The organism is Nitrospirillum guaranorum, from assembly GCF_034653275.1.
GTDB lineage: Bacteria > Pseudomonadota > Alphaproteobacteria > Azospirillales > Azospirillaceae > Nitrospirillum.
The window spans coordinates 235,664-261,472 of record NZ_JAYEES010000001.1; the positions used below are offsets into that span (position 1 = coordinate 235,664).

Below are 25,809 nucleotides of genomic sequence, written 5' to 3' on the forward strand. Positions count from 1 at the left end.
ATTTTCATGTCATGGCCGCGACCAGCAGGCTGGCGGTGGCGGGGTTGCAGGCGAAGGGCAGGTCGGCCAGCGTCGCCAGGCGCAGCAGGGCCTTCACGTCCACATCGTGCGGCAGGGTGCCCAGCGGGTCGACGAAGAAGATCATGATGTCCAGCCCCCCCTCGACGATCAGGGCGCCGATCTGCTGGTCGCCGCCGAGGGGGCCGCTGCGCAGGCGGGTCATGTCCAGGCCCTCGATCACCTCAGCCACCCGGGTCCCGGTGGAGGAGGTGGCGAAAATCTTGCCCGCCCGCAGGAAATCGGCATGGGCAAGCGCCCAGTCGACCATCGCCTGTTTCTTGCCGTCATGGGCGATCAGCCCAATGGCCAGGCGTCCATCTTCACGCATCGCGCAGACTCCGGATTTTCAAGGGTCGTCTCAGGAGGCCGCGGCCTTGCCCTCGGCCTCCTCGCCCTGCGACAGCAGGTCCAGCGCCTCCTGCATCAGGTAGCGCATGGCGGCCTCCGCCCGGGGGGGATCGCCCGCCAGGATGGCCTCGGCCACGGCGTTGTGGTCGGCCACGCTGGCCAGACGCACCCCCTTGTACTGGTTGGTGCGCCGGATGCTGAAACGCAGGGCGGTGTCGATCAGTTCCCGCAGCTGCAGGTAAAAGCGGTTGCCGCTGGCCTTCAGGATGGCGACGTGGAAGTTGATGTCCGTGGTCAGGGGGTCATCCTCCCCCCGCTCGGCCGCGTACATGCGGTCGATGGCCACCTTGATGGCGGCCTTCTCCGCCGGTGTCGCCCGGGCGGCGGCCAGCTGGGCCGCAAGCGGTTCCACGGCCAGGCGGATCTCGGTGAATTCCGCCAGCAGGGGCAGGGAGAACTTGCGCTCCAGGATCCAGCGCAGGACGTCGGGGTCCAGCAGGCTCCAGCTTTCCTCGGGCTCGACCCACGTGCCCTGCCGGGGGCGGGCGCGCAGCAGGCCCTTGGCCGTCAGCATCTTCACCGCCTCGCGCAGGACGCTGCGGCTGGCGCCGTAGTGCTTGCACAGGTCGGCCTCGATGGGGAAGGGCTTGTCGGCGCTGTAGGTCCCGGTAACGATCGCGGCCCCCAGATCCTGGACGATGGCGAACGTCAGGTTTTGGCCGCGAAACTTGGCAATCATCCCTTCCCCCACATTATTCCTCACAACTACTTATATCCCTGCGGACGCCAATTTGAACGCACTATCGACCAAGCCGCGCACGCCTATGGTACCGATATCATAGACGAACAGGCTGCCGGCATCGGGATCGGCCGCGATCTCGGCCGCCGTCATGCCTTCGCGCGCCGTGGTGACGAACAGCAGGGTCAGGTCCGGGCCGCCGAAGGCGACGCAGCTGACGCGCGCCGTGGGCACGGGAATGACGCCGGAAACGCTTCCGTCCGGGGCGTAGCGCACCACCTGCGACGCGCCCCACTGCGCGCTCCACAGGTGGCCGGCAGCGTCGATGTTGGCGCCGTCGGGGTAGGCCCCCTCTTCCGTCGTCACGAAGACGCTTTCATTCGACGGCGTGCCAGTGGCCGGATCGTAGTCGAAGGCGCGAATCCGGCGGGTGGGGCCGTCGGTGTAGTACATGCGGGTGCCGTCCGGGCTCCAGCACAGGCTGTTGGAGATGAGGGCGCCGTGCACCAGGGGCGTGGCCCGGTCCCGCCCGTCCAGGCGATAGAGCGCGCCGGCCAGCGACCCGGCCGCCCGCGCCGCCTCATCCTCCACCATCGTGCCGGCCCAGAAGCGGCCCTGGCGATCCACCCGGCCGTCGTTGAAGCGGACGCCGGCGGGCAGGTCCTGCCGGGCAAGCCACTCTACCGCCCCCCTGCCCACCGCCCCGGCGCGTGGGGTGAACAGGGCGAAACCGCTTTCGAAGGCCACCACCAGGCGGTCGGGGTCGCCCTCGACCAGGCCGAAGGAGCAGACGCGCTCCGGCGCGGTGAAGGTTTCCACCGTCCGGCTGGCCCAGTCCAGGCGGTGCAGGCGCCGCTCATGGATGTCCGTCCACCACAGCGACTGGTCGCGTTCATCCCAGGTGACCCCTTCGCCCAGGGTGTTGCCCAGGGTGAAGGTGGCGACCAGCGGGGCATCGAGCAGCGGTTTCGCAGCGGTCATGTTACCACCATGTGATGTAGAGGGCGGACAGGACGACCAGCACCACCAGGGCCGCGATGTTGAAGCCGGTGGTGGTGGAATAATCGATGCCCTTCAGCTTGACCTTGATCTGGCCCGGGATGGCGGCCGGGGCCGCCAGCGACACCAGCACCGCGCCGGCCAGGCACAGCAGGAACACGACGCCCACGCGGTCCATGAAGGGCAGCGCCGGCAGCCAGATCTTGAAGGCCAGCGACAGCACGGCGGAGCCGATGGCGGCCGTCAGGGCGCCGGCGGCGCTGGCGCGGGCCCAGAACATGCCCAGCAGGAAGATGACGCAGATGCCCGGCGTGAAGAAACCGGTGAACTCCTGGATGTACTGGAAGGCCTGGTCGAAGTTGCCCAGCAGGGGCTTCGCCACCACGATGCCGATCAGCACGGCCACCACGCTGACGATGCGGCCCACGGCCACCAGGTGGTGCTGGGACGCGTTGGTCTTGATGTGGGCGTAGAGGTCCAGGGTGAAGATCGTGGCCACGCTGTTGATCTTGGACGCCAGCGAGGCGACGATGGCCGCCACCAGGGCCGCGAACACCAGGCCCTTCAGGCCGACGGGCAGCATCTTCATCAATTCCGGGTAGGCCTGGTCGGGCACCGGCAGGCCCGGGATCAGCATCACGGCGGCCAGGCCCGGCAGCACGATGATGACGGGCATCAGCAGCTTCAGGAAGGCGGCGAACACCACGCCGCGCTGCGCCTCGCGCACCGACTTGGCGGCCAGGGCGCGCTGGATGATGTACTGGTTGAAGCCCCAGTAGGACACGTTCATCACCCACAGGCCGCCCACCAGGACGGAGATGCCGGGCAGGTCCTTATAGAAAGGGCTGTCCTTGGTCAGGATCAGCTTGAACTTCTCCGGCACGTTGGCCGCCAGCTGGTGGAAGCCGGCCACCACGCCCTGGCCGTCCGCGATCTGGTTCAGGGCCAGGTAGCTGATGATCAGCCCACCCATGACCAGCAGGCCCACCTGCACGATGTCGGTCAGCGCCACCGCCTTGAGCCCGCCGAACAAGGAATAGGCGCAGGCGAACAGGCCCAGCGCGATCAGGGCGTACATCTGATCCACGCCCGCCACCGCGTGCACGGCGATGGAGCCCAGCCACAGGATGGAGGCCAGGTTGACGAAGACGTAGACGCCCAGCCAGAACACGGCCAGCGTCAGGCGCACGCTGGGACCGTACCGCTGCTCCAGGAACTGGGGCATGGTGTAGATCTGGTTTTCCAGGAAGATGGGCAGGAAGTACTTGCCCACGATGATCAGGGTCAGCGCCGCCATCCATTCGTAGCAGGAGATGGCGAGGCCGATGGCGTAGCCGGAACCCGCCATGCCGATGATCTGCTCCGCCGAGATGTTGGCGGCGATGAGGGAGGCGCCGATGGCCCACCAGGGCAGCGACCGGCCGGCCAGGAAATAATCCTTGGCGTTCTTCTCATGGCCGACCTTTTCCCGCGACACCCACTGGGCCAGCAGGAAGATGAAGACGGCGTAGACTCCCAGCACCGCGATATCAAGCGTCGCCAAACCCATCGGCGTACCCCCCTTATGTTATTGGCCTTTTCAAGGCCCCCTCAGTCGCCGGGCGCCGGCGTCCGCCGGCTTGGCTTCCTCGTTTTGCAGTCCGCTGACGCTCCCCGCAAAACTCCGGCGGCCCCAGTCGGAGCCTACCACCGCCGGAAGTCGGCGGCGGCTTTTAGCATATTCAGCCCAGCTTCAGCGCGGCGCGGACCGCGGCCACCAGGCCGGCGGCGCGTTCCGCCATCTGGCCCAAATCCACGCCCGGCTTGTACAGGTCGCCGCCGGAGCCGAAGCCGGTGACGCCGGCCTCCACCCAGGGCTGAAGGTTGGCGGCGGTGACACCGCCCACGGCGTAGACGGCGACATCGGCCGGCAGCACGGCCTTCAGCGCCTTCACATGGCCGGGCGCGTGGCTGCTGGCCGGGAACAGCTTCAGGTGGCGCGCGCCGGCGCCGATGGCGGCGAAGGCCTCGGTCCCCGTGGAGAAGCCGGGCATGGACACCATGTCCAGCGCCACGGTGCGGGCGATCACGGAAACGTCGACGTTGGGGGAGACGATCAGCTGACCGCCCACGGCGCGCACCGCGTCCACCCTGTCCGAAGTCAGCACGGTGCCGGCGCCCACCAGGCATTCGTCGCCGAAGGTCTGCACCAGCCGCTCGATGCTGCGCAGCGGCTCCGGCGAGTTCAGCGGCACCTCGATGGCGCGGATGCCCGCGTCGTGCAGGGTGCGGGCCACGGCCACCACCTCGTCGGGCGTCACCCCGCGCAGGATGGCCACCACGGGCATGTGCTTCAACCAGGCTTCGGTCATGACGCGTTCCTTCACAGGCGGCGGAAATAGGCCAGCAGGCCGGCGGTGGACTGCTCGGCGCCGTTCAGCGCCAAGGCGGCCACGCCGTGGCTGGCCAATGCCAGGGTATATAGGGTGTTCAGCGCCGGGGCGCCGACCAGCACGACGCGCGTGGGCGCCGGCCTGCCCAGCGCCCGGTGCCGGGCCAGGGTGGCGGCCACGTCGCCGCCGATGACCAGGCCGGACAGGAAGCCCAGGGCGTCCTTGGGGGTCAGCACGCCCGCCATTTGCCGGGCGCGGGTTTCGAACAACAGGTGCAGAACGTCGGCGCCCGCCTCCGCCACCCGGGCCAGGCCCTGGCGGAAGCCGGCGTCGGGGGTGCCATCCCATTCGGCCGCCCCGCGCGCCAGGGTGCTGTGCTTGGACAACAGGGCGTAGATCTCGCCCGACATGGCGGTGGTGAAGCCGGTGATGCGACCGTCCGACAGGTCCACCCACTTGGAATGGGTGCCGGGCAGGCACAGCAGATGGTCACCCGCGGCGAGATCCGGATGGGTGATGAGGGCGCCCAGCACCTGGGTCTCCTCCCCCCGCATGACGTCGGGGGCGCCCTGCAGGTTGGTGCCCTTCACGCCCGGCGCGATGTAGACCGCGCGGCCGTCCAGGTTGATCTCATGGAGGTGGCCCGCGATCTCCGCCGCCCCCGCCGGGGCGGCGGCGTAGGGCACCTCCACCCAGCCGAGGGTGGAACCCACCATGCCGCAGAGCAGCAGGGGCAGGCGGCCATATGCGGCGTCCCAGTCGGCCAGCAGGCCCCGCACCGTGTCGGGGAAGCCGCCCGCCGGCACGGCGGCGGCCCCGGGGCCGGTGCGCGTGTCCAGCACGGCGCCGTCGGCGTCAACCAGCGACAGGCGCAGGTTGCTGGTGCCCCAGTCACCGGCGATGAAGACGGGCGCCGCCATGTCAGTGCGACTCCCGCGTGACGCGGTCGCCGCTGGCGCCCACCAGGAAGTCCAGGTCGCAGCCCTTGTCGGCCTGCATCACATGCTCGACATGCAGGCGGTAGTAGCCGCGCGCCGGAATGGGGGCGGCGGGCTGGGCCGCCAGCTCGGCCCGGCGGCGGGCCAGCTCGGCCTCATCCACCAGCAGGGACAGGCTGCGCGCCGGCCCGTTCAGCTCGATCTCATCGCCCGTGCGCACCAGGGCCAGCGGGCCGCCGGCGGTGGATTCGGGTGCCACGTGCAGCACCACGGTGCCGAAGGCCGTGCCGCTCATGCGGGCGTCGGAGATGCGCACCATGTCCTTGACCCCCTTGGCCAGCAGCTTGGGCGGCAGGGGCATGTTGCCCACTTCCGGCATGCCGGGATACCCCTTCGGGCCACAGCCGCGCAACACCAGCATGGAGGTTTCATCGACCTCCAGCGCCGGATCGTCGATGCGGGCCTTGAAGTCCTCGATGGTGTCGAACACCACGGCGCGGCCGCGATGGGTCAGCAGCTCGGGCGAGGCGGCGTTGGGCTTCATCACCGCGCCGTCGGGCGCCAGGTTGCCGCGCAGCACCCAGATGCCGGAGACGGGCTTCACCGGGTTGTCCATGGGGCGGATGACCTCGTCGTTGTAGACCTCGCCCTCCGCCACGATGTCGCCGATGGTCATGCCGCCGACGGTGACCGCGTCCAGGTTCAGCTTGTCCTTGATCTTGGTCATCAGGCCCGGCAGCGCGCCGGCGTAATGGAAATCCTCCATCAGGTACCGGCCCGACGGCTGTAGGTCCACCAGCAGGGGGATGTCGGCGCTCAAGGCGTCGAAGTCCTCCAGCGACAATTCCACGCCCAGCCGGCCGGCCAGGGCCAGCAGGTGGATCACGGCGTTGGTGGAGCCGCCGATGGCGGCGTGCACGCGGATGGCGTTCTCGAACGCCGCGCGGGTCAGGATGTGCGACGGCTTCACGTCGTCCTTCACCATGGCGACGATGCGGCGGCCCGTCTCATGCGCCATGGCGCGGCGGCGGGCGTCCATGGCCGGCAGCGTGCCGTTGAACGGCAGCGACAGGCCCATGGCCTCGATCAGGCAGGCCATGGTGGAGGCGGTGCCCATGGTCATGCAGGTGCCGGGCGAGCGGGACATGCCGGCCTCGGCCCCCATGAAGTCCTTCAGCGTCATCTCACCGGCGCGCACCGCCTCGCTGAACTTCCACACGTCGGTGCCGGAGCCGATGTCCTTGCCCCGGTACTTGCCGTTCAGCATGGGGCCGGAGGAGATGAGCATGGTGGGCAGGTCGACGCTGGCCGCCCCCATGATCTGGCCCGGGGTGGTCTTGTCGCAGCCGCCCAGCAGCACCACGCCGTCGATGGGGTTGCCGCGGATCAATTCTTCGACCTCCATGGCCAGCAGGTTGCGGAACAGCATGGCGGTGGGGCGCATCTGCGTCTCGCCCAGCGACATGGCGGGGAATTCCACCGGCAGGCCGCCGGCCTCCCACACGCCGCGCTTCACATGCTCCGCCACCTCGCGCAGGTGGGAATTGCAGGGGGTCAGTTCCGACCAGGTGTTGCAGATGCCGATGACCGGCCGGCCGTCGAACACGTCCCCGGGCAGGCCCTGGTTCTTCATCCAGCTGCGGTGGATGAACCCGTCGCGGTCCAGTTTCCCATAGCTGTGCGCGCTGCGTAACTTCCGCTTGCCGTCGTCGGTCATCGTCCGTCCACCTCGGGGGCCTGGAACGGCCCCGGTCCTTGGCACGGGGTGGGGTGATGGATGGCCGGACCCTTCGGGGCGCAGGCCGGATCGTGGCCTGGGCACGCAAGTCAACCGGTCGCCCGCGGCGTCTGATGGCGTGGCGCCAAACCGTGGCCGCCCGCACCCGCCGTTTCCCCACCCAATGTCGTTATGATAGGAGGTCCGGGCGCGGTTTGCGGTATCGTGACCGTCTTGGCACGAGCCCACGACCCGGCGCCCAGCCTCCGGTTCTTGGTATGATTTATCGGACAAAAATGGCCCCTGTAAAGGGGATTTGGTGGCATGGGGAATTGCGGCCTGGGTGGGACCGTTCTAACTATCCTTCCTGACCCGGCCGTCACGTGGCCCAACGCCCATGGGCCCAATGCGTAAGGAAGGCGCCCCCATGCCAGACAGCAACCAGCCCGCCACCGGTCCCGTCGACACCCCGGAAGAGCCGCCGCCCGGCGCCCCGGAAGGCGTGACCCAGCATCTTTATCCCGTGTACGGCGACCTGGCGGGCAAGGCCGTGCTGATCAGCGGCGGCGGGTCGGGCATTGGCGCCTATCTCACCTACGCCTTCGCGGCCCAGGGCTGCCGCGTCGCCTTCATCGCGCTGCGTGAGCCGTCGGCCATGGCCCTGGTGCAGGCGGTGGAGGCCGCGACCGGCCAGCGCCCCCTGTTCCTGCGCTGCGACCTGCGCGACGTGGAGGCCCTGCAGGCCAAGGTGCGCGAGGCGGAGGCGCAGATGGGCGGCTTCGACGTGCTGGTCAACAACGCGGCCCGCGACGACCGCCACGCCACCGCCGACTTCACGGTGGCGGAGTGGGACGACAACCTGGCCATCAACCTGCGCCCGCAGTTCTTCCTGGCCCAGACGGTGGTGCCGGGCATGAAGCGCGCCGGCGGCGGCGCCATCGTCAACCTGGGCTCCACCGCCCACAACCTGGGCCTGGCGGGATACCCGGCCTATGTCGCCGCCAAGGCCGGCGTCACCGGCCTGACCCGGGCGCTGGCCCGCGAATTCGGCCCCGACGGCATCCGCGTCAACACCGTGGTGCCCGGCTGGGTCATGACCGAACGGCAGCAGCGCCTGTGGGTGACCCCGGAAGCCCTGGCCGAGACCCTGGCCGCACAATGCCTGAAGCGCCCCCTGTCGGGCGAGGACATCGCCAGCGCCGTGCTGTTCCTGGCCTCACGCGCATCGGCCATGATGACGGGGCAGTCGCTGGTGGTGGATGGCGGCAGAACGATGAGTTAAAGCGGTTCTTTCATATCAAACCGGAACAGCCACTGGTTGACGTTATGTTCATCAAACCGAGAACGTTAAATTTCAATCAAAAAAGACTGGTGGTTGGATTCTTTCTTTGTATATCCATATTGTTAACGGCCAACCATTACATTGGATTTTGCTGGTTTGGGTTGTGGTCAAAGAAGATAATGGTCGTTTCCTTCATTATATTGGCTATCGTTATGCATCTTTGCGGATTGAGTGTCCGTGAGGTGCAGGAACATCGGCACAGAAAGTTGCGTCAGTAACCCAGCCCCTAGCCTAAATCACCCCCGTCGCCCCGCCCTTCGGTCCCGCCAGCAGGCCCGCCACCCTTACCAGCGCGCCCTTCAGCGACGCCGCGTCGGGGGCGGCACCCAGCGCCAGGCGCACGGCGGCGGGCACCGGGGTGTCGGATGACAGGAAGGCGTCGCCCGCCACCAGGGTCAGGCCGGTGCGGGCGGCGCGCTGGACGAAGGCGTGGGGCGTCCAGTCGGGCGGCAGGCTGAGCCACAGGTGCAGGCTGTCCGGCTGGGCCTGGTAGCTGCCCGGGGGCAGGATATCCGCGGCCAGGCGCTGGCGCGCCGCCGCCTCGGCCCGGATGGCCTCCGCCAGGGTGGCGGCGGTGCCGTCCAGGATCCAGTCAGCCGCCAACCCCGCCGCCAGGGGAGAGGGCATCTGCGTCTGGGTGCGCAGCACGCCCTCGCACCGTTCCGCCTGGATGGCGTCGGGGGCGGCGACATAGGCGGTGCGCAGGGCCGGCGTCAGGCATTTGGACAGGGTGGCCACGTGCCAGACCTGGGCGGGGGCCAGGGCCGCCAGGGGCGTGCCGGGGGTGGCCGCCAGCGCGCCATAGGCGTCATCCTCCACCACCGTCAGGCCCTGGGCCTGGATGACGTCCGCCAGGGCCTGGCGCCGCCCTTCCGACATCGTCGCCGTGGTCGGGTTGTGGTGTGTGGGCGTGCAGTAGAGCAGGCGGGCGCCGCTGGCGCGGCAGGCGGCCGCCACCGCGTCGGGCACCAGCCCCTCGCCATCGCAGTCCACCGCCACCACCCGCAGGCCTAGACGCGCCGCGATGGCGGTGAAGCCCGGGTAGCTCAGCGTTTCCGCCAGCACCACGTCGGCCCGTTGCGCCAGCATGGACAACAGCGCGTGCAGCGCCGCCTGCGCCCCCGGCGCCACCAGCACGCGATCGGCATGGGGGCTGGTGTTGGCCGCCAGCCCGGCGGCGGTGTGGCGGCGGCGCAGCCAGGCGGCCCCTGCCGTGCGTTCCGTCGCGCCGCCGCCCGCAGCGCGATAGCCCAGGCGCCGCCCCAGGTCCGGCGCCCGCACCAGCCGTTCCAGCCCCTGGGCCAGGTGGGTGCGCAACAGGGCCAAGGGCTGCGGCGGCACGTTCATGGACATGTCGATGTCGCCCCGGGCCAGGGGCGCCATGTCGGCCGCCGCGCGGTCGGAGATGAAGGTGCCCCGCCCGACCACGCCCGACAGCAGGCCACGGTGGCGCGCCTCGGCATAGGCGCGGGTGACGGTGGTGAGGTCGATGCCCAGCGCCTGCGCCAAGGCGCGCTGGGTGGGCAGGCGTTCCCCCGGCACCAGCCGCCCGGCGCCGATGTCGGCCGCCATGGCGTCGGCGATGGCCAAGTAGAGCGGCCCGCCCCGGCCGTCCAAGCGGGGTTTCCACAGATCATCGTCGGCCACGGCCACCTCCCTGCCCTTATTGCATGGATTATGTGTATGCGGACAATCGACATAAGAAGGCATGCAATGGCCTTATGCCATGATTTCCATCAATTGGTTTGGGGCGGGAGTGTCGGCAGACACAGCGCCGGCGGCGGCGGGCGTGCTATTCGCTGGCGATTAATCCTGTCGGGGAAGGGACAGCATGCGGGGCAGTGAGTTCGCGGATTTGCGGGCGTTCGCCACCATCGTGGCGTACGGCACCTTCGCGCGGGCGGCGGTGCAGTTGAGCGTTTCCCCCTCCGCCCTCAGCCAGACCATCCGGGGTTTGGAGGCGCGGCTGGGCGTGCGCCTACTGAACCGGACCACGCGCAGCGTTTCCGTCACCGACGCCGGCTCGCGCCTTTACGCCCGCCTGAAACCGGTGCTGGAGGAGCTGGAGGCCGCCGTCGCCGATGTGAACGACCTGCGCGAGCGGCCGGCCGGCACCCTGCGCCTGACCTCCTCCCGCGTGGGGGCGGAACGGTTCCTGGCGCCCATCCTGGGCGAATTCCACCGCGCCTATCCCGACATCGTGCTGGACACCACGGTGGACGACGTGGTGCGCGACATCGTGGCGGAGGGATACGACGCCGGCATCCGCCTGGGCGAGATGATTTCCGACGACATGGTGGCCATCAAGCTGGGCGGCAGCCTGCGCCAGGTGGCCGTGGCCACCCCGGAGTATCTGGCCCGCCACGGCGTGCCACAGCATCCCCGCGACCTGCTGGACCACGCCTGCATCAACTGGCGCTGGACGGAGACGGGCCGCGTCTACCATTGGGAATTCCAGGAGCCGGGCGGCGATTGGTTTTCCGTCGCGGTGAAGGGTCCCATCATCGTCACCGACCGCAGCATGGTGCTGGCCGCGGCGCTGCAGGGCGTGGGCATCGCCCTGTGGCTGGAGGATCGCATCCTGCCCTACGTCAAGGACGGCCGGCTGGTGCCGATCCTGGAGGAATGGTCGGGCGCCTTCCCAGGGTTTTTCCTGTGCTATCCCAAGCAGCGGCACACGCCCCTGCCGCTGCGCGTCTTCACCGATTTCATGCGCGCGACCTACGGCTGATTATGTACGCCGCCCTTCATTAACCGTTTCGACTATAGCGCATACCGCACAGAGCGGCCGTCCCCCATCTTCAGCGCATCCCCGGCCCACCCCCCCATTTTCAGGGCCGGCCTTCAGGAAGGATGCGGATCATGGTCAACAACACCCAACGGGTTTGGTTCATCACCGGCGTTTCGCGCGGCTTCGGCAAGGAACTGGCGCGCACCCTGCTGGACCAGGGCCAGGTGGTCATCGGCACCACCCGCGACGGCCACAGCGACCTGCCCGCCGACGGCCGTCTGCACGTCCTGCCGCTGGACGTGACGGACGCGGCCCAGGTCAAGGAGACGGTGGCCAAGGCCCACGCCCTGCACGGCCGCCTGGACGTGGTGGTCAACAACGCCGGCTATGGCCTGCTGGGCGCGGTGGAGGATGCCGACACCGCCGCCACCCGCCACATGTTCGAGGTCAACTTCTTCGGCGCGTTGGCGGTGATGCAGGCGGCCCTGCCGCTGATGCGGGCGCGCCGGGCCGGCCACATCGTCAACATCACCTCCATCGCCGGGCTGGCGCCGGGCGTGGGTTCCGGCCTGTACGCCGCGTCCAAGTTCGCGCTGGAGGGCGTGTCGCTCAGCCTGGCGCAAGAGGTGGCGCCCCTGGGCATCGGCATCACGCTGGTGGAACCGGGCGCCTTCCGCACCGACTTCCTGACCGATCATTCCCTGCGGCTGACCGGCGCCCCCATCGCGGACTATGCCGCGACGGCCGAGGCGGCGGTGGCCCGCCTGCAGGCGCTGAACGGCCGGCAGCCGGGGGATCCGGCGCTGGCCGCCCGCGCCATCGTGGCCGCCGTGCGCTCACCCAACCCGCCCCAGCACCTGGTGCTGGGCAGCGACGCCTGGAACCGGGTGCAGGCCCGGCAGGAGGCGTTCACCGCCAACCTTGCCGACTGGCGGTCGGTGACGCTGGGCACCGACTTCCCGGCGTGAGGGTCACAGCGTTTCCAGGCGGCGGCGCGTCTCCGCCGCCTGCTCGCGCAGCGCCATGCGGTCGGTGGCATCCATGCGCGCCAGCTGGCGGTAGGGCAGGGCCAGCCGGGGATTGGCGGACAAGGTGTCCGCATGGCGGTCCAGAAAGTCCCAGTAGAGCGCGTTGAAGGGACAGGCGCGCGGGCCCACCCTGGCCTTGCGGTCGTACCGGCACCCCCGGCAATAGTCGCCCATGCGGTCGATGTAGGCCGCCCCCGAGACGTAAGGCTTGGTCGCCATCAGCCCGCCATCGGCGAACTGGCTCATGCCCAGGGTGTTGGGCAGCTCCACCCATTCGAAGGCGTCGATGTAGACGCCCAGGTACCAGCGATGCACCGCCGCCGGGTCCAGCCCCGCCAGCAGGGCGAAGTTGCCGATGACCATCAGGCGCTGGATGTGGTGGGCGTAGGCGTGGCGCAGCGATTGCCCCACCGCGTACGCCAGGCAGCGCATGCCCACCTGGCCGGTCCAAAACCAGGACGGCAGGGGCAGGTCGTGGCCCAGGGCGTTGCGCCCGTCATACCCCGGCATGTGGGCCCAGTAGACGCCGCGCACGTATTCGCGCCAGCCCAGGATCTGGCGGATGAACCCCTCCACCGCCGGCAGCGGCGCCGCCCCGCGCCGCCATTCCTCCTCCGCCCGCGCCACCACCTCGGCCGGCGACAGCATCTTGGTGTTGAGGGCGAAGGACAGCAGGGAATGGAACAGGCGCCAGCCGCGCGCGCTCATGGCGTCCTGGTAATCACCGAAGTGCCGCAGGCCCTGCGCCAGGAAGGCGTCCAGCTGCGCCAGCGCCTCGGCGCGGTTCAGGGGCCAGGGCAAGCGGTCCGCCATGGGGTCGCCGAAGCTGTCGACCCCGGCCGCCGTGATGACCCGCCACATGGCGCCATGGTCGTGGCGCGGCCGGCTGTCCTCGGGCTCGGCCGGCAGGCCCGGCCAGGGCTTGCGGTTGTCGTGGTCGAAATTCCACTGACCGCCGACTGGGCCGCCGTCCGGTTCCAGCAACACCCCGTGGACCCGGCGCATGTGCCGGTAGAAATGCTCCATGAGCCAGCGCCGCCGCCCCTGGAACAGGCCGGCCGCGGTATCGCGGGCGCTGAGGAAGTGGTCACTGTCCACCATGCGGGCCGATGACCCCAGCTGCCGGGCGTAGTCCGCCAACTGGCGGTCCAGCCGCCATTCGTCCGGCGCCTGGTATTCAAAGACCGTGGCGCCGTGCCGGGCGCGCAGCAGATCCAGATTGGCGGGCAGCGCCTGGCGGTTGGCGGGATCGTCGATGGCCAGGTAATCCACCCGGTGACCGGCAGCGCGCAAGTGCCGGGCGAAGTCGCGCATGGCGGCGAAGATGGCCAGGATCTTCTGGGCGTGGTGCAGGACGTAGTCCGTTTCCTGCCGCACCTCCATCAAGGTGTAGACGACGGCCTCGTCCACCTGGCGGAACCACCGGTGGCGGGGGTTGAGCTGGTCCCCCAGGATCAGGCGCAGCACCGTCATGGGCGTCCCCGCGCCTCGCGCCGGCACCGGTCCGAGCAGTATCTGACCTCCTCCCACACCCGGGACCATTTACGCCGCCAAGCGAAGGGGCGGCCGCACTGGGCGCAGATCTTGGTGGGCAGGTCGGACTTACGCCGCATGCGCATGGCGTCGCTTCCCGGGATCAGAGGTCGAGGCTGAGTTGCCCGCGCGCGGCGGGACGGGGGCGGGATCGCGGGGTCGCGGGCTTGCGCGAGCCATGGCGGTCGACCAGCGCCGGAACAGCGGCCTTGACCGCCGGCTGGGCCCTCAGGCCATGCACGCGGGCCTTGGCCGCCCGTGTCGCCGCTTCCAGGTCGACGATGGGCCAAGGGATGTCGCGCCCCACCCGCACGCCACAGCGGTCCTGCACCTCTGGCGGCATGCGCCACGGCTCGAACAGCCAGCTGTCCGGCACCCGCCTGAGGGCGGGCAGCCAGCGGCGCACGAAGCGGCCCTGCGGATCATGGTCGCGGGCCTGTTTCAGCGGGTTGTAGACACGGGTGGTGTTCATGCCCGTGGTGCCCGACTGCATCTGCATCTGGCTCCAATGGATGCCAGGCTCATAGTCCAGGAACTGGCGGGCCAGCCACAGGCCCACGGGCCGCCAATGCAGCCACAGGGGGTAGGCCGCCACGGACACCAGCATGGCCCGCATGCGGAAGTTGATCCAACCGGTCTCACGCAGCATGGCGACGCAAGCGTCCACCAGCGGCCAGCCGGTGCGCCCCGCCACCAGCGCCTGGAAATGGGCCTCGTTCCATTCCCCTTCGCGCAAACCATCATAGCCGGGGTGCAGGTTGCGCCATTCCAGGGCGGGCTCGCTTTCCAGCTTCTGGATGAAATGGCAGTGCCAGTGCAGGCGGCTCAGGAAGGCGGCCAGGCCCTGGCGCCGGGGATCCGGCCCCTCCGGCAGGTCAGCCAGCCGGCGGCGCGTCGCCTGGACCACCTCGCGCAGGCTGAGCGCCCCCTGGGCCAGGTAGGGCGACAGCCGGGAACAGGCCGTGGGCGCGGAAAGCGGGGAGGACAGGCCGCCACGATACCGGCCGCTGCGGTCCTCCAGGAAACTGTCCAGGGCCGCCAGCCCCTGGCGCCGCCCGCCGGCCTGGCGCAAGGGCGGGTCGGCGGCGTCCAGACCCAGGTCCGCCGGACGCGGCGGCGGTTCCTCCGGCCACGGGGGTGGGGCGAAGGCCATCGCCGGCACCGGCAGGCGGGGCGCCGCCATGCGCGCCTCCCATGCCGCCTGCCAGGCGTCGCGGCTGTCCAGGCGGCGGACGACACCGAACTGGGGCACCTCATGCCACGGCACGCCCCGGTCGCGGCACCACCGGGCCACCGCCCGGTCCCGCCGGTAGGTCAGGGCGTTGCCGGTTTCCTCATGGGAATGAAGCGCCGTGAAGGGAGCGCGACGGTACAGGCGTTCCAGCACCCCCACCACCTCGCCCGTGGCGACATGCAGGGCGCCGCCGCGCCGGCCGAGCTCCGCCGCCAAGTCGCCCAGGCATTCGAGGATGAACTGGTAATGCTGGTTGGCGGCATCGGGCTGGCGCCAGAAACCGGGCTCGATCACGTAGAGGCACAGCACGGGGCCTTGCCGCGCCGCCCGATGCAGGGCGGCGTGATCGTCCAGGCGCAGGTCGCGCTTGAACCAGACGACGCTGTAGGTCATGGCCCCCTCCCCTCCAACCGCCACCGGCGCGGCGCCGGTCATGACTTGTACGGGGGGGAGCCCGGCGCCGGATCACCGGCGGCGGGATGTTCCGATTATTGGGCCAGCACGCGGGCCGCGTCCCGGGTCTTGTCCACCATGGCCTCCACCTGCCGGATGGCGCGGCCGATGTCGGTGATGTTTTCGGTCACGGTGTCCACCGCGCCGGCTGTCTGCTGCATATTCTGGGACATTTCCAGCGTGACGGCGCCTTGCTGCTCCACCGCCGCGACGGCCGAGGTGACGTGGTCGCGCATGGCATCGATGGAGCGGCGGATGCTTTCCAGCGCGCCGACCACCTCGCCCGCCACGGACTGCATGCCGGTGATCTCGTCCGAAATCCCCTGCGTGGCGCTGGCCGCCTGGTTGGCCAGGTTCTTCACCTCCGTGGCGACGACGGCGAAACCCTTGCCGGCCTCCCCCGCCCGCGCCGCCTCGATGGTGGCGTTCAAGGCCAGCAGGTTGATCTGGCCGGCGATCCCGCGGATGACATCCACCACCCGTTCCATGGATTGGGCGACGGCGTTGAGGCGCTCGGTCGCCGACCCGGCGGTCTCGGCCTCGGCCGCGACGCTGTCCACCGCCTGGCGGGACTGGGCCATGTTGGCCGCCAGCTCACGGGTGGACGCGGCCAGCTGCTCGGCCCCGGCGGCGATACCCTGCACGGCGCCGGCCGTCTGGTTCGCCGCCGCGGCCACGCCCTCGGACCGGCCCACCGAGTGCTCGACGGCGGCGTCGATCTCTTTGAAGTTGCTGTCGATCAGCTGCTTGAGATCCGCCAGCATGCGCACCTGTCGGGTGATGTCGGTGGCATATTTCACCACCTTGTACGGCCGGCCGTCGGGGTCGAGGATGGGATTGTACGAGGCCTCGATCCACACCTCGCGGCCGCCCTTGCCCATGCGCTTGAACTGCGCGGCCTGGAATTCACCCCGGCGCAGGCCGTCCCAGAACTGACGGTATTCAGCCGTGTCCCTGTAGCCCGCTTCCACGAACAGGCTATGGTGCCGGCCCTCAACCTCGGTGGCGGTATAGCCCATGGTGGCCAGGAAATTGTCGTTGGCGCGCAGGATGGTGCCGTCCAGGCTGAATTCAATGACCGCCTGCGACTTGTTGATGGCCGTGACCTGGCCTAGCAGGTCGGCGTGTTCCCGCTTCGCCGCCGTCACGTCGGTCGCGTACTTCACCACCTTGTACGGCCGGCCGGCGCGGTCGAGGATGGGGTTGTACGAGGCCTCGATCCACACCTCGCGCCCGCCTTTGCCCACGCGCTTGAACTGCGCCGCGCGGAACTCCCCCCGGCGCAAGCTGCCCCAGAACTGACGGTATTCCTGGCTGTCCCGATAGTCCGGTGCCACGAACAGGCTGTGGTGCCGGCCCTGCACCTCGGCCAGGGTGTAGCCCATGGCCTTCAGGAAGTTGTCGTTGGCGGTGAGGATGGTGCCGTCCAGGGCGAACTCGATGATGGCCTGGGATTTGCCCAGGGCGGCCAGCGTCGCCTTCATTTCCCGAATATGCCGCGCCAGGAAAGACCGAAACATTAACCACTCCGCGAAGTAAGGATTCGCCCTTTCAAAGATGGTTAAAGGGCCTGCCCCGTAAAAGCGCGGCGCACCGCTTGAAGACAAGCGGTGCAGGCGGCGGTTCTGGCGGGGATGTTTGTTGGACGTAAATGTAATATGAATATTATTGTATGTCTATAGGAGTTATGAAACCATTTGCGACACTCTTTACTTCTCTTGGTTAAAATTCAATGACGCCCCGCCCGGGAAGCCGGTGCAACGCATCGCCGCGGGGCTTCCCCTCTTGTGCGCAATACCTCATGATGGCAATGCCTTGATGGCTGGCGCCACACCTTGGGCAGGGGATGGTGGCGCACGGCCACCCTACCCATCCGCCCCCGTGAAACGACAGCCAAAGGTCGCCTTCTCCATGGCCATGTCCTGGTTCCGCCGCACCGTGTCCATCGGGTTCGCACTGGCCGTGACGGCCGTGGGAACCAGCCGGGGCCAAGGCGCTCAAACCCCTGATACGCAGCAGGCGCCGCCACGGATCACCCAGCAGCTGGAAAAGCCCGCCGACCCCGAGCCGCCGCTGGCCACCGCCTACCGCCCGTTCGAGGCGTTCGCGCCCCTGACGCTGCCGCAGGCGGTGAACCAGTACCGGTCGGGCAGCGGCCTGCCGGGCCCCGCCTATTGGCAGAACCGCGCGGATTATGAGCTGCACGCCCGCCTGGACCTGAGCAACCCCGAGGCCCCGGCGTTGAGCGGCAGCAGCGTCATCCGCTACACCAACAACAGCCCGGACGCGCTGGACCGGCTGTGGCTGCAGCTGGACCAGAACATTTATCGCAAGGACGCGCGCGCGGCGGTGGCCGGCGGCGGCCGTCCCAGCCGGGGCAACACCGACGGCATGACCATCAAGGCGGTGGCCGTCGCGTTCCTTGATGGCAAAGGCGACGGCAAGGGCGGCGACGGCAAGGTGGTGGCCCTGCCCTTCCACGTCGACGACACGCGCCTGTGGGTCGACCTGCCCCGGCCCCTGGCGGCCAAGGGCGGCAAGCTGGCGCTGCACATCGACTATGCCTACACCATTCCCGGCACCTGGGGCGGGCGCACGGCGCACACCCCCACCCAGAACGGCGAGATTTATGAGATCGCCCAGTGGTATCCGCGCATGGCGGTCTACGACGATCTGCGCGGCTGGGACACCCTGCCCTACCTGGGGTCGGAGTTTTATCTGGAGTATGGCGACTTCGACTACACCGTGACCGTGCCGGCCACCATGCTGGTGGCGGGCTCGGGCGAGCTGGTGAACGGGGCGGAGGTGCTGACGCCCACGCAAGTGAAGCGCCTGGACCAGGCCCGCGCCAGCGACGCCACGGTCATGATCCGCACGCCCGAGGAGGTGACCGACCCTGGGAGCCGCCCGCGCGCCACGGGAGAGATGACCTGGCATTTCCGCATGCGGAATACCCGCGACGTGGTGTTCGCCGCCTCCAACGCCTTCGTCTGGGACGCCGCGCGCGTGAACCTGCCGGAGGACAAGCACGCCCTGGCCATGTCGGTTTACCCGGTGGAGGGCGTGGGGCCGGACAAGTGGAACCGGTCGACGGAATATCTGAAGGCCTCCATCGAGCATTTCTCCAGCCAGTGGTTCCCCTATCCCTGGCCGGTGGCCGTGAACCTGGGCGGCCATGGCGCCGGCATGGAATACCCGGGCATGGTGTTCGACGGGTACAAGGACCAGGGCAAGAGCCTGTACTGGATCACGGCGCACGAGATCGGCCACACGTGGTTCCCCATGATCGTCGGCTCGAACGAGCGGCGCGACGCCTGGATGGATGAAGGGTCCAACACCTTCATCGACATCTATGCCCAGGACGCCTTCAACCACGGCGAATACGCGCCCAAGCGCGACGGAGAATACGCGCCCGGCGGCGGCAACCCGGTGGAGGAGATCCTGCCCCTGCTGACCGACGCCGCCGCCCCCAACATCATCAACGCCCCCGACGGCATGTCGGAGAAATACCGCCACCCCGTCAGCTATTTCAAACCGGCCCTGGGCCTGGTGCTGCTGCGCGAGCAGATCCTGGGGCCTGAGCGGTTCGACGCGGCCCTGCGCCGCTATATCCGCGCCTGGGCCTACAAGCACCCCTCGCCGTCCGACTTCTTCCGCGCCATGGAATCCGGCGCGGGCGAGGACCTGACCTGGTTCTGGCGCGGCTGGTACTTCAACAACTGGGCGGTCGATTTCGCCGTGCGCAAGGTCGCCTACGCCGAGGGCGGGCCGGACAAGGGCGCCCTGGTCACCGTGGCGGCCCTGGACCGCCTGGTCCTGCCCGCGACGTTGCAGGTGGACTACGCCGACGGCAGCCAGCGCAGCCTTCGCATCCCGGTGGAAACCTGGCGCGGCCGGGCCGAGACCACCGTGCGCCTGGACGGCGGCCCCGCCATCACCCGCGTCACCATCGACCCCACCCACGCCCTGCCCGACACCAACAGGGCCAACGACGTGTGGGAGATGCGGTAGGGATGACAGCAGGGTGCCACCGGCTCAGTGATGCCCCGCCCCGTCATGATGATGGGCGCGCGGTGTGATGGTGGGCGCCTTGCCCGGTTCCACCATCTCCACCAGTTCCATCATGCCGTTATCCTCGTGGCTGGTGTTGTGGCAGTGCATGACGATGGCGCCGGTGTAGTCCAGCGCCTGGCTGAGGAACTGCACCACCTCGCCGTAGTTGAAGCCGGTGTTGGCGTCGACGTTGGTCAAGCCGCCCGGGAAGGTGCAGTTCGTCCCCCCACCGCCGGGGCGCAATTGATCAGCACCGTGTCGCGCCAAATGGGGAAGGCGTAGTCGACCGTGCCCCGCCTCACCACCTGGAAGGAATTGGTGTGGATGTGGAACATGTGGGTGTCGGCCGCGCTCATCACCCCCCACAGGTTCGTCTGGCCCAGGGTCAGGATGCGCTGTGGGCCGCCTTCGGCATTGAAGGGGCGGCCGTTGACCACCGAGGCGCCGCCGGCCGATTCCGCGTAGGTGCCGCTGGTGAAGCCGAACACCACCCCCTGGGTGGGGGAGGCCGGGCGGTCGGGCGCGTCCACCAAGCTGGCGGGGGTGTACAGCCGGTTCAGCTGTGACTGGGTGGGCAAGGCGGTCGCCGTGGACCGGGACGCCGCCACCACGTTGACCGTCATCACCAGCTGGGCGTCAGGCACCACGCCGGGCTTGCACAGATCGCCGATGCCGGGTTGGCGCGCCAGCGGATCCTGCGAGGACTGCTGCCGCTTCACCACCGCGCCGGGGGCGGGCTGGACCAGCAGGTAGCGGCCGGGCTTGGCCGGCGCCTTGACCATCAGGTCCAAGCGCTGGCCGGGCGCCAGGAACAGCAGCTCGTTATTCACCACGCCCTTGCCGTCCGGCCGGGCCACCGGCGCCGTCAGGCGCAGCGGCAGATCCTCTTCCCCCGGGGACAGGGTGCGCTGCACCGGCACGCCGTCGGCCGCCAGCACATAGGCGGCGGGCGCCGTCGCCGCGTCCACGCCGGTTTGGGGCACCAGGCACATGGGCACCACATTACCGACCGTGGTGTTCACCACCCGCCACAGCTGCACCTCATCCGTCGTCATGGTGACAGTGGGGTTCAGCTGGCCGTTGACGGATAGTTTCTGGTTCACGTTCTTCGCCGGCTCGGGCGCCGGCTGGCCGTCGACATAGGTGCAGCGGGCGAAGGAATAGACGCTCTTGCACGTCACCCGCTGCGGGCTGGTGAGGTTGGGCGCGGATTCGATGCTCTGCAGCAGCATCACCTTTTCCGCCGCCGCCCGGACCGCGGGCAGGCTGTCGATGCCGTTCTTCTCATCCTGGATGATCAGCGCGCCGCTCATGCCGCTGGCCAGCTGCAGGGCCACCGCCCCGTGCTTGTGCGGGTGGTACCAATAGGTGCCGGCCGGGTGCTGCTCCGGTATCTTGATGCGGTAGTGGTAGTCGCCCTTCTGGCACAGGCTGGCGTCGCCGCCCGCGTCCCGCACGCACATGGCCAAGACGTCGGCCGGCGTGTCGGCCGGATAGATGGCCAGCAGCACATTGTCGCTGTCCTTCTGCGGGCTGACGTGCAGGCCGTGGGTGTGCAGGTTCAGCACGTCGAAGCCATGGGGCACGGCGTTGAACATGGTGCCGTCGCCCTCGTCCGCGTCGAACGGCAGGCCGTTGGTGAACAGGATGTCCAGCGTGTCGCCAGGATGGGCGCGGATGGTGGGGCCGGCCAACAGCTCTCCCGTCGGCAGGGCGGCACCCATGACCTGCTTGCGCGCGGTCACCGCCGCCTTCACCTCCGCCCCCTTGCGGTCGCCGAAGCTGACGAAGGCGTTGGCCTGCACCTTCAGGGGCGCGCCGTCCCCATTGGGCAGGGTGAAAATCTGCGGGAAGGCCATCAGTTGCGACACCCCGGCCACCACCGGCATGGGTGCCGGCTGAACCAGTTCCCCCGCCAGCGCGGGGCCGGCGGCCAATATCGTGGCCAGCGCCGTTAAGGCCAAGCCCCCCGAGGCCAGCGCCCGCCGGCCCGACTTCGCGATGATGGACATGCACGTTCCCCCGTCAGCGTATCCTTTTGGGACACACTGCCCGATATGCGCGCATAGATCCAGATAACGCTACTTATGCAGGCATTTTATCGGCGGCACCGGCCAGCTGCAGCGTCCGTTGATCGGGCTGGCCGCCGAAATACTTGTCCAGCGCATCCTGGAACAGGCTGTCGCAGTCGCCAGCGGCCAGATGGAACAGGGTCATGCTGGAGCGGAACTTCAGCGCGTCCACCGGGCCAAACACCGCCCGGGCGTCATGGCCCGGCAACTCGTTGACCAGGCTGGTCAGCTGGCGCAGGCGCCCACCGAGGATGGTGTGTTCCAGGTAGGCCCGCGCCTCGTCCAACGAGGCCAAGGCGTAGTGTTGCGACGTCGCACTCTGGCCCAGCCCGGCGATCTGCGGGAAGAAGTACCACATCCAATGGCTGCGCTTATGCCCGGTGGTCAGTTCCTGGATCACCGTGTCCAACTGCGGATTCTGGGCGTCGACGAAGCGTTGCAGGTCCCAGTGCGGGCTGGCGGTGGATGGGTGGTCCATGGCTCTCCCTTCCCTTATTCCCACGGCGGCCGGAGCAGCATACACCGCCGGCACAAAAGAAAACCGGCGCCCCTGAGGATCAGGGACGCCGGCTTCCAACCGCCAACGGGGAAATTTGTTCAGAAACCGTGGGTGTCAGGCGGCCTGGGCCACGAACAGGTCACCGATCTGGGTGTTGGCGGCGGTCAGCGCGCCGGCCTTGGCGTCGGGGCCCATGGCGATACCCTCGGCGCGGATGATGGTGACGTCGGTCATGCCCAGGAAGCCCAGGAAGGCCTTCAGGTAGGCTTCCTGATGGTCCATCGCCGCCTCGTACGGGGTGCCGGCGTACTTGCCGCCGCGGGAAGAGACGAGGATGACCTTGCGGCCGCCGGCCAGGCCCTGGGGACCGGACTCGGTGTAGCGGAAGGTGCGGCCGGCCTGGGCCAGGCGGTCCAGGTAGGATTTCAGCTGGCTGGGGATGGAGAAGTTGTACATGGGCGCGCCGATGACCACGACGTCGGCCGACAGCAGCTCATCCACCAGGGTGTCGACCAGGGCGCGCTCAGCCTGCTGCGCCGGGGTCAGGTTTTGGTCGGCGCCGAACTTGGCGACGGCCAGCAGCTCGGCATCCAGATGCGCCGGGGCCACGGCGGCGACGTCACGGTACACCACCTCGCCCGACGGGTTCGCCTGCTGCCACGCCTGGACCACAGCGGCGGTCAGCTGGCGGGAGACGGAGGCCTGGGCCAGGGGACTGGAGTCGATGTGCAGGAGCTTCATGATCCATACTCTCAAATCTGGGGTGGGCGCCGGTGAGGCCCGGCCGCCGAAGACCCCTTCAGATTGCCACTGGAACGCCCTTGCCATCAGAGGGCAGATTTCACACTCTATGTTCCACGATTGGAACAATAGCCGCGCCGGCAGCCGGACGGCGATCGGGACCCCACGATGCGCGACCTGAACGACCTCTACTACTTCGCCCAGGTGGTGGAACATGGCGGCTTCGCCGCGGCGGAGCGGGCGCTGGGCGTGCCCAAGTCCACCCTCAGCCGCCGCGTCTCAATGCTGGAGGACCAGCTGGGGGTGCGGCTGCTGCAGCGTTCCACCCGCCGCTTCGCCGTCACCGACGTGGGCCGCACCTACCACGCCCATTGCCTGGCCATGATAGCGGAGGCGGAGGCGGCCCAAGAAGCTGTTGACCGCAACCGGGCGGAGCCGCAGGGAACCGTGCGCGTCAGCTGCCCCACCGCCCTGGTGCCCACCCGCGTGGGGTCGGTCGTCACCCGCTACATGGCGCAGCATCCCCGCGTGACCATCCGGCTGGAGGCGAGCAACCGCCGCGTCGACGTCATCGAAGAAGGTTACGACCTGGCCATCCGCGTGCGCATGCCGCCACTGGAAGACAGCGACCTGATCGTCAAGGTGCTGGAAAGCCACGGCTCGGCCCTGGTGGCCAGCCCCGCCTTCCTGGACCGTCACGGCCGTCCCACCGCACCGGAGGAGTTGGCCGCCCTGCCCGCCGCCGACATGCCGCGCACGGGCGGCGACCACGTCTGGCGCCTGTATGGCCCCGACGGCATCCTGCGCACCGTGCCGCATCAGCCCCGCCTGATCACCGAGGATATGGCCCTGCTGCGCGACGCGGCGCTGACCGGGGTCGCCATCGCCCAACTGCCCCACTTCATCATCGACAACTATCTGGCCCAGGGCATGCTGGAGGCGCTGTTGCCCGGCTGGACCCTGCCAGCGGGCGTGGTGCACGCGGTGTTCCCCTCGCGCCGGGGCCTGGTGCCGGCGGTGCGCGGCTTCATCGATGCCTTGGCGGCGGAATTCGCCGAGCGACCCACGACCCCCTGCCCCGCCAACCCCGCCTGGATCGGCGGGGGGCCCAGCCTGGGGCTGTAGAAGCAGACCACGGTGGACGGCCCGCCGTGGCAGGAAAACCACCTTGGCCGCACATCTGCAACCATCCAGCCCCTTTGCCCTTGACAGCAGGGCCCGCCGCCAGCGCTACTGACGCGCTAAGCATAAGAATTTTGGGGAAGTTTCGGTTTTGGGGGACCCATCCGCCATGCCTGGGTCGTCTACTGTCCGCCACCTTGGTGCGCGGCTGGGCGGGTTTGCGCGCGCCGGCCTGGCGCGGCGTGTCCTCCTATCCCTGCTGGCCACCCTCGCCGCCCTGGTCCTGATGCTGTGGCCGGCGCTGCTGAACGGCTTCCCCATCGTCTTCTTCGACACCGGCGGCTACATCGAGGCTGCAGCCGAACGTGAATTGGTGGAGGGGCGGTCGCTGGCCTACGGCCTATTCCTGCAGGCGGCTTCGCTGAACTGGCGCACACTGTGGGGGCCGGTGGTGGCGCAGAGCCTGTTGACCCTGTGGCTGCTGCGCCTGCTGTGCGCCGGCCTGGCGCCCCGGGACGGACTCCTGGGCACCAATGGGCCGGGCGGCAATGGGCCCGGCGCCCTGGGCCCGGTGGCGCTGCTGGCGCTGGGCACCGGCATGGCGTGGTACACGGCCCAGTTGATGCCGGACATCGCCATCCCCTTGGTGGTGGCGACCCTGTGGCTGCTGGCCTTCCGCTGGGATCGGCTGTCCTGGGGGACGCGCCTGGGCGCGGCCGCCGTGGGCCTTGTCAGCCTGCTGTCGCACATGTCAGGCATGGCCTTGGGCGCCGGCCTGGTGGCGGTGCTGGCCCTGATGAAGGCCGTCGGCGCCCTGGGCCGCCCGCGATCCTGGCGGGCCTTGCGCCTGTTGCCGGCGGCGGCCCTGGTGGCGGGCAGCGTGGTGGCCCTGCCCTTGCTGAACGGCGCCGTCACCGGCGAAACCAGGCTGACCCCCGGCGGGCCCCTGTTCCTGTTCGGCAGCCTGCTGCAGCAGGGCCAAGTGCGCCGCCTGCTGGACGAGAGGTGCGCCGAAGATCCGCACGCCTACGCCCTGTGTTCCTATCGCCACCGCCTGCCCACCACGGCGGATGAGTTCCTGTGGGCGGAGGATTCCCCCTGACGGCCCTGGGCGGATGGGAGGGAATGGAGCCCGAGGCAGCGCGCATCAACATGGCGGTGATGCGCGCCCATCCCCTGGCCTTGGCCCTGTCTTCACTGCGGGCGGGGGCGGAGCAGTTCTTCCGCGTGCAGACGGGCGACGGGCTGGATGAATTCCATCGCAGCACCCGCGAAGCGATACATCAGTGGCTGGCACCGCTGGAGTCCGCCTATCTGAAGGCCGACCAGCAGAGCGAGGGGCCGACCCCCGGCATGGCGGACCTGTCCAACTACGTGACCGTACCCCTGGCCTATCTGGCGCTGGCCGCCCTGGCGGCCCTGGTCCCCCAAGCGGTAAGGCGTCGCGACGGCATGGCCCTGGGCGCCCTGCTGTTCCTGTGGGCGGCGCTGGCCGGCAACGCCCTGATCTGCGGTGCGCTGTCCAACCCGCACGACCGCTATCAAAACCGGCTGGTGTGGCTGGTGCCCTTGTTCGTCCTGGCCCTGAACACCCGCCTGCGCCAAACCGAAGATGAGGCGGAACCGGCGGTGCGGGTGCCCAATGCCCTGTCCCTGCCAACGGCCCTGCTGCGCCGTCGCGCGGCGCGGCCTGCGTTGACCGGCTCCCTCATCGATCTTGGCGTGCCGGATGGCCTGGCGGCGGAAATGGCGGGCGGGGACCTGCCCGCGGGAAACACCGCCGAATGGACGGCGACGCCCCAACCCTGACCTTCTTGGTAAGGCGCAA

General features: G+C 69.2%; 23 protein-coding genes. 7 read left to right on the forward strand and 16 right to left on the reverse strand.

The window, feature by feature from the left end; all coding sequences use genetic code 11:
* Nucleotides 1-4: 4 nt before the first annotated feature.
* From UAJ10_RS00810 to UAJ10_RS00840, 7 genes are all read right to left on the reverse strand, one after another.
* On the reverse strand, nucleotides 5-388 hold the full coding sequence (locus UAJ10_RS00810) for a methylglyoxal synthase (protein WP_322913325.1): 384 nt from the start codon (nucleotides 386-388) through the stop codon (nucleotides 5-7).
* A gap of 30 nt (nucleotides 389-418) precedes the next feature.
* Nucleotides 419-1,147, reverse strand: a complete 729-nt coding sequence (locus tag UAJ10_RS00815) for a FadR/GntR family transcriptional regulator (RefSeq protein ID WP_044562306.1) — start codon at nucleotides 1,145-1,147, stop codon at nucleotides 419-421.
* Nucleotides 1,148-1,177: 30 nt separating this feature from the next.
* The gene (locus UAJ10_RS00820; RefSeq protein WP_322913327.1) at nucleotides 1,178-2,128 is read right to left on the reverse strand and encodes an SMP-30/gluconolactonase/LRE family protein; all 951 of its coding nucleotides are present in this window, start codon (nucleotides 2,126-2,128) and stop codon (nucleotides 1,178-1,180) included.
* 1 nt (nucleotide 2,129) lies between these two features.
* Nucleotides 2,130-3,695, reverse strand: coding sequence for a sodium/sugar symporter (locus UAJ10_RS00825; RefSeq protein ID WP_322913328.1), 1,566 nt, complete (start codon nucleotides 3,693-3,695; stop codon nucleotides 2,130-2,132).
* A 172-nt stretch (nucleotides 3,696-3,867) separates the two neighbouring features.
* Nucleotides 3,868-4,497, reverse strand: coding sequence for a 2-dehydro-3-deoxy-6-phosphogalactonate aldolase (locus UAJ10_RS00830; RefSeq protein WP_322913330.1), 630 nt, complete (start codon nucleotides 4,495-4,497; stop codon nucleotides 3,868-3,870).
* Between the two features lie 11 nt (nucleotides 4,498-4,508).
* Entirely contained in the window at nucleotides 4,509-5,438 is a 930-nt protein-coding gene (locus UAJ10_RS00835; protein WP_322913332.1) for a 2-dehydro-3-deoxygalactonokinase, read from the reverse strand.
* Between the two features lies 1 nt (nucleotide 5,439).
* Nucleotides 5,440-7,173 carry an IlvD/Edd family dehydratase gene (locus UAJ10_RS00840; RefSeq protein WP_322913334.1) on the reverse strand — a complete coding sequence of 578 codons (1,734 nt, stop codon included), beginning with the start codon at nucleotides 7,171-7,173 and terminating at the stop codon, nucleotides 5,440-5,442.
* A 427-nt stretch (nucleotides 7,174-7,600) separates the two neighbouring features.
* Between UAJ10_RS00840 and UAJ10_RS00845 the strand changes: the two genes are divergently transcribed.
* Nucleotides 7,601-8,455: an SDR family NAD(P)-dependent oxidoreductase gene (locus tag UAJ10_RS00845; protein WP_322913336.1), complete on the forward strand. Its 855-nt coding sequence runs from the start codon at nucleotides 7,601-7,603 to the stop codon at nucleotides 8,453-8,455.
* A 291-nt stretch (nucleotides 8,456-8,746) separates the two neighbouring features.
* On the opposite strand, the gene UAJ10_RS00850 is transcribed toward UAJ10_RS00845, so the two are convergent.
* The gene (locus UAJ10_RS00850; protein ID WP_322913338.1) at nucleotides 8,747-10,162 is read right to left on the reverse strand and encodes an aminotransferase-like domain-containing protein; all 1,416 of its coding nucleotides are present in this window, start codon (nucleotides 10,160-10,162) and stop codon (nucleotides 8,747-8,749) included.
* 184 nt (nucleotides 10,163-10,346) lie between these two features.
* On the opposite strand from UAJ10_RS00850, the gene UAJ10_RS00855 reads away from it, so the two are divergent.
* Both UAJ10_RS00855 and UAJ10_RS00860 read left to right on the forward strand, forming a co-directional pair.
* Nucleotides 10,347-11,246, forward strand: coding sequence for a LysR family transcriptional regulator (locus UAJ10_RS00855; RefSeq protein ID WP_322913340.1), 900 nt, complete (start codon nucleotides 10,347-10,349; stop codon nucleotides 11,244-11,246).
* Nucleotides 11,247-11,377: 131 nt separating this feature from the next.
* On the forward strand, nucleotides 11,378-12,214 hold the full coding sequence (locus UAJ10_RS00860) for an oxidoreductase (protein ID WP_322913342.1): 837 nt from the start codon (nucleotides 11,378-11,380) through the stop codon (nucleotides 12,212-12,214).
* 3 nt (nucleotides 12,215-12,217) lie between these two features.
* Here the strand turns inward: UAJ10_RS00860 and UAJ10_RS00865 are convergent, their stop codons facing one another.
* The 4 genes from UAJ10_RS00865 to UAJ10_RS00880 form a co-directional block, all read right to left on the reverse strand.
* Nucleotides 12,218-13,747 (reverse strand): cryptochrome/photolyase family protein, encoded by a 1,530-nt coding sequence (locus tag UAJ10_RS00865; RefSeq protein WP_322913344.1) that lies wholly within the window; start codon nucleotides 13,745-13,747, stop codon nucleotides 12,218-12,220.
* The gene (locus tag UAJ10_RS00870; RefSeq protein ID WP_322913346.1) at nucleotides 13,744-13,893 is read right to left on the reverse strand and encodes a DUF2256 domain-containing protein; all 150 of its coding nucleotides are present in this window, start codon (nucleotides 13,891-13,893) and stop codon (nucleotides 13,744-13,746) included. Before UAJ10_RS00870 ends, UAJ10_RS00865 begins: the two co-directional genes overlap by 4 nt.
* Before the next feature lie 17 nt (nucleotides 13,894-13,910).
* On the reverse strand, nucleotides 13,911-15,434 hold the full coding sequence (locus UAJ10_RS00875) for an FAD-binding domain-containing protein (RefSeq protein WP_322913348.1): 1,524 nt from the start codon (nucleotides 15,432-15,434) through the stop codon (nucleotides 13,911-13,913).
* A 95-nt stretch (nucleotides 15,435-15,529) separates the two neighbouring features.
* Nucleotides 15,530-17,014, reverse strand: coding sequence for a methyl-accepting chemotaxis protein (locus tag UAJ10_RS00880; protein WP_322913350.1), 1,485 nt, complete (start codon nucleotides 17,012-17,014; stop codon nucleotides 15,530-15,532).
* A gap of 391 nt (nucleotides 17,015-17,405) precedes the next feature.
* Between UAJ10_RS00880 and UAJ10_RS00885 the strand changes: the two genes are divergently transcribed.
* A complete protein-coding gene (locus tag UAJ10_RS00885; protein WP_322913352.1) occupies nucleotides 17,406-19,505 on the forward strand; it encodes a M1 family metallopeptidase in 2,100 nt (699 codons plus the stop codon).
* Between the two features lie 24 nt (nucleotides 19,506-19,529).
* Here UAJ10_RS00885 and UAJ10_RS00890 read toward each other — a convergent pair whose 3' ends face one another.
* The 4 genes from UAJ10_RS00890 to UAJ10_RS00905 form a co-directional block, all read right to left on the reverse strand.
* Entirely contained in the window at nucleotides 19,530-19,745 is a 216-nt protein-coding gene (locus UAJ10_RS00890) for a multicopper oxidase domain-containing protein (RefSeq protein ID WP_322913354.1), read from the reverse strand.
* On the reverse strand, nucleotides 19,742-21,559 hold the full coding sequence (locus tag UAJ10_RS00895) for a multicopper oxidase family protein (protein ID WP_322913356.1): 1,818 nt from the start codon (nucleotides 21,557-21,559) through the stop codon (nucleotides 19,742-19,744). Before UAJ10_RS00895 ends, UAJ10_RS00890 begins: the two co-directional genes overlap by 4 nt.
* A gap of 73 nt (nucleotides 21,560-21,632) precedes the next feature.
* Nucleotides 21,633-22,097: a DUF1810 domain-containing protein gene (locus UAJ10_RS00900; protein ID WP_322913358.1), complete on the reverse strand. Its 465-nt coding sequence runs from the start codon at nucleotides 22,095-22,097 to the stop codon at nucleotides 21,633-21,635.
* A 135-nt stretch (nucleotides 22,098-22,232) separates the two neighbouring features.
* Nucleotides 22,233-22,859, reverse strand: coding sequence for an FMN-dependent NADH-azoreductase (locus UAJ10_RS00905; RefSeq protein WP_322913359.1), 627 nt, complete (start codon nucleotides 22,857-22,859; stop codon nucleotides 22,233-22,235).
* Between the two features lie 168 nt (nucleotides 22,860-23,027).
* On the opposite strand from UAJ10_RS00905, the gene UAJ10_RS00910 reads away from it, so the two are divergent.
* The 3 genes from UAJ10_RS00910 (at nucleotide 23,028) to UAJ10_RS00920 (ending at nucleotide 25,790) form a co-directional block, all read left to right on the forward strand.
* The gene (locus tag UAJ10_RS00910) at nucleotides 23,028-23,984 is read left to right on the forward strand and encodes a LysR substrate-binding domain-containing protein (protein ID WP_322913361.1); all 957 of its coding nucleotides are present in this window, start codon (nucleotides 23,028-23,030) and stop codon (nucleotides 23,982-23,984) included.
* Nucleotides 23,985-24,150: 166 nt separating this feature from the next.
* Nucleotides 24,151-25,083 (forward strand): hypothetical protein, encoded by a 933-nt coding sequence (locus UAJ10_RS00915; protein WP_322913363.1) that lies wholly within the window; start codon nucleotides 24,151-24,153, stop codon nucleotides 25,081-25,083.
* Nucleotides 25,084-25,106: 23 nt separating this feature from the next.
* Nucleotides 25,107-25,790, forward strand: coding sequence for a hypothetical protein (locus tag UAJ10_RS00920; protein ID WP_322913365.1), 684 nt, complete (start codon nucleotides 25,107-25,109; stop codon nucleotides 25,788-25,790).
* The last annotated feature ends 19 nt before the right edge of the window (nucleotides 25,791-25,809 follow it).

Bases quoted from the DNA above. Each gene is read 5' to 3' on its own strand.
- UAJ10_RS00810 (WP_322913325.1), bottom strand. From the start codon at position 388: ATGCGTGAAGATGGACGCCTGGCCATTGGGCTGATCGCCCATGACGGC.
- UAJ10_RS00815 (WP_044562306.1), bottom strand. From the start codon at position 1,147: ATGATTGCCAAGTTTCGCGGCCAAAACCTGACGTTCGCCATCGTCCAG.
- UAJ10_RS00820 (WP_322913327.1), bottom strand. From the start codon at position 2,128: ATGACCGCTGCGAAACCGCTGCTCGATGCCCCGCTGGTCGCCACCTTC.
- UAJ10_RS00825 (WP_322913328.1), bottom strand. From the start codon at position 3,695: ATGGGTTTGGCGACGCTTGATATCGCGGTGCTGGGAGTCTACGCCGTC.
- UAJ10_RS00830 (WP_322913330.1), bottom strand. From the start codon at position 4,497: ATGACCGAAGCCTGGTTGAAGCACATGCCCGTGGTGGCCATCCTGCGC.
- UAJ10_RS00835 (WP_322913332.1), bottom strand. From the start codon at position 5,438: ATGGCGGCGCCCGTCTTCATCGCCGGTGACTGGGGCACCAGCAACCTG.
- UAJ10_RS00840 (WP_322913334.1), bottom strand. From the start codon at position 7,173: ATGACCGACGACGGCAAGCGGAAGTTACGCAGCGCGCACAGCTATGGG.
- UAJ10_RS00845 (WP_322913336.1), top strand. From the start codon at position 7,601: ATGCCAGACAGCAACCAGCCCGCCACCGGTCCCGTCGACACCCCGGAA.
- UAJ10_RS00855 (WP_322913340.1), top strand. From the start codon at position 10,347: ATGCGGGGCAGTGAGTTCGCGGATTTGCGGGCGTTCGCCACCATCGTG.
- UAJ10_RS00860 (WP_322913342.1), top strand. From the start codon at position 11,378: ATGGTCAACAACACCCAACGGGTTTGGTTCATCACCGGCGTTTCGCGC.
- UAJ10_RS00865 (WP_322913344.1), bottom strand. From the start codon at position 13,747: ATGACGGTGCTGCGCCTGATCCTGGGGGACCAGCTCAACCCCCGCCAC.
- UAJ10_RS00870 (WP_322913346.1), bottom strand. From the start codon at position 13,893: ATGCGCATGCGGCGTAAGTCCGACCTGCCCACCAAGATCTGCGCCCAG.
- UAJ10_RS00875 (WP_322913348.1), bottom strand. From the start codon at position 15,434: ATGACCTACAGCGTCGTCTGGTTCAAGCGCGACCTGCGCCTGGACGAT.
- UAJ10_RS00880 (WP_322913350.1), bottom strand. From the start codon at position 17,014: ATGTTTCGGTCTTTCCTGGCGCGGCATATTCGGGAAATGAAGGCGACG.
- UAJ10_RS00885 (WP_322913352.1), top strand. From the start codon at position 17,406: ATGGCCATGTCCTGGTTCCGCCGCACCGTGTCCATCGGGTTCGCACTG.
- UAJ10_RS00895 (WP_322913356.1), bottom strand. From the start codon at position 21,559: ATGTCCATCATCGCGAAGTCGGGCCGGCGGGCGCTGGCCTCGGGGGGC.
- UAJ10_RS00900 (WP_322913358.1), bottom strand. From the start codon at position 22,097: ATGGACCACCCATCCACCGCCAGCCCGCACTGGGACCTGCAACGCTTC.
- UAJ10_RS00905 (WP_322913359.1), bottom strand. From the start codon at position 22,859: ATGAAGCTCCTGCACATCGACTCCAGTCCCCTGGCCCAGGCCTCCGTC.
- UAJ10_RS00910 (WP_322913361.1), top strand. From the start codon at position 23,028: ATGCGCGACCTGAACGACCTCTACTACTTCGCCCAGGTGGTGGAACAT.
- UAJ10_RS00915 (WP_322913363.1), top strand. From the start codon at position 24,151: ATGCCTGGGTCGTCTACTGTCCGCCACCTTGGTGCGCGGCTGGGCGGG.
- UAJ10_RS00920 (WP_322913365.1), top strand. From the start codon at position 25,107: ATGGAGCCCGAGGCAGCGCGCATCAACATGGCGGTGATGCGCGCCCAT.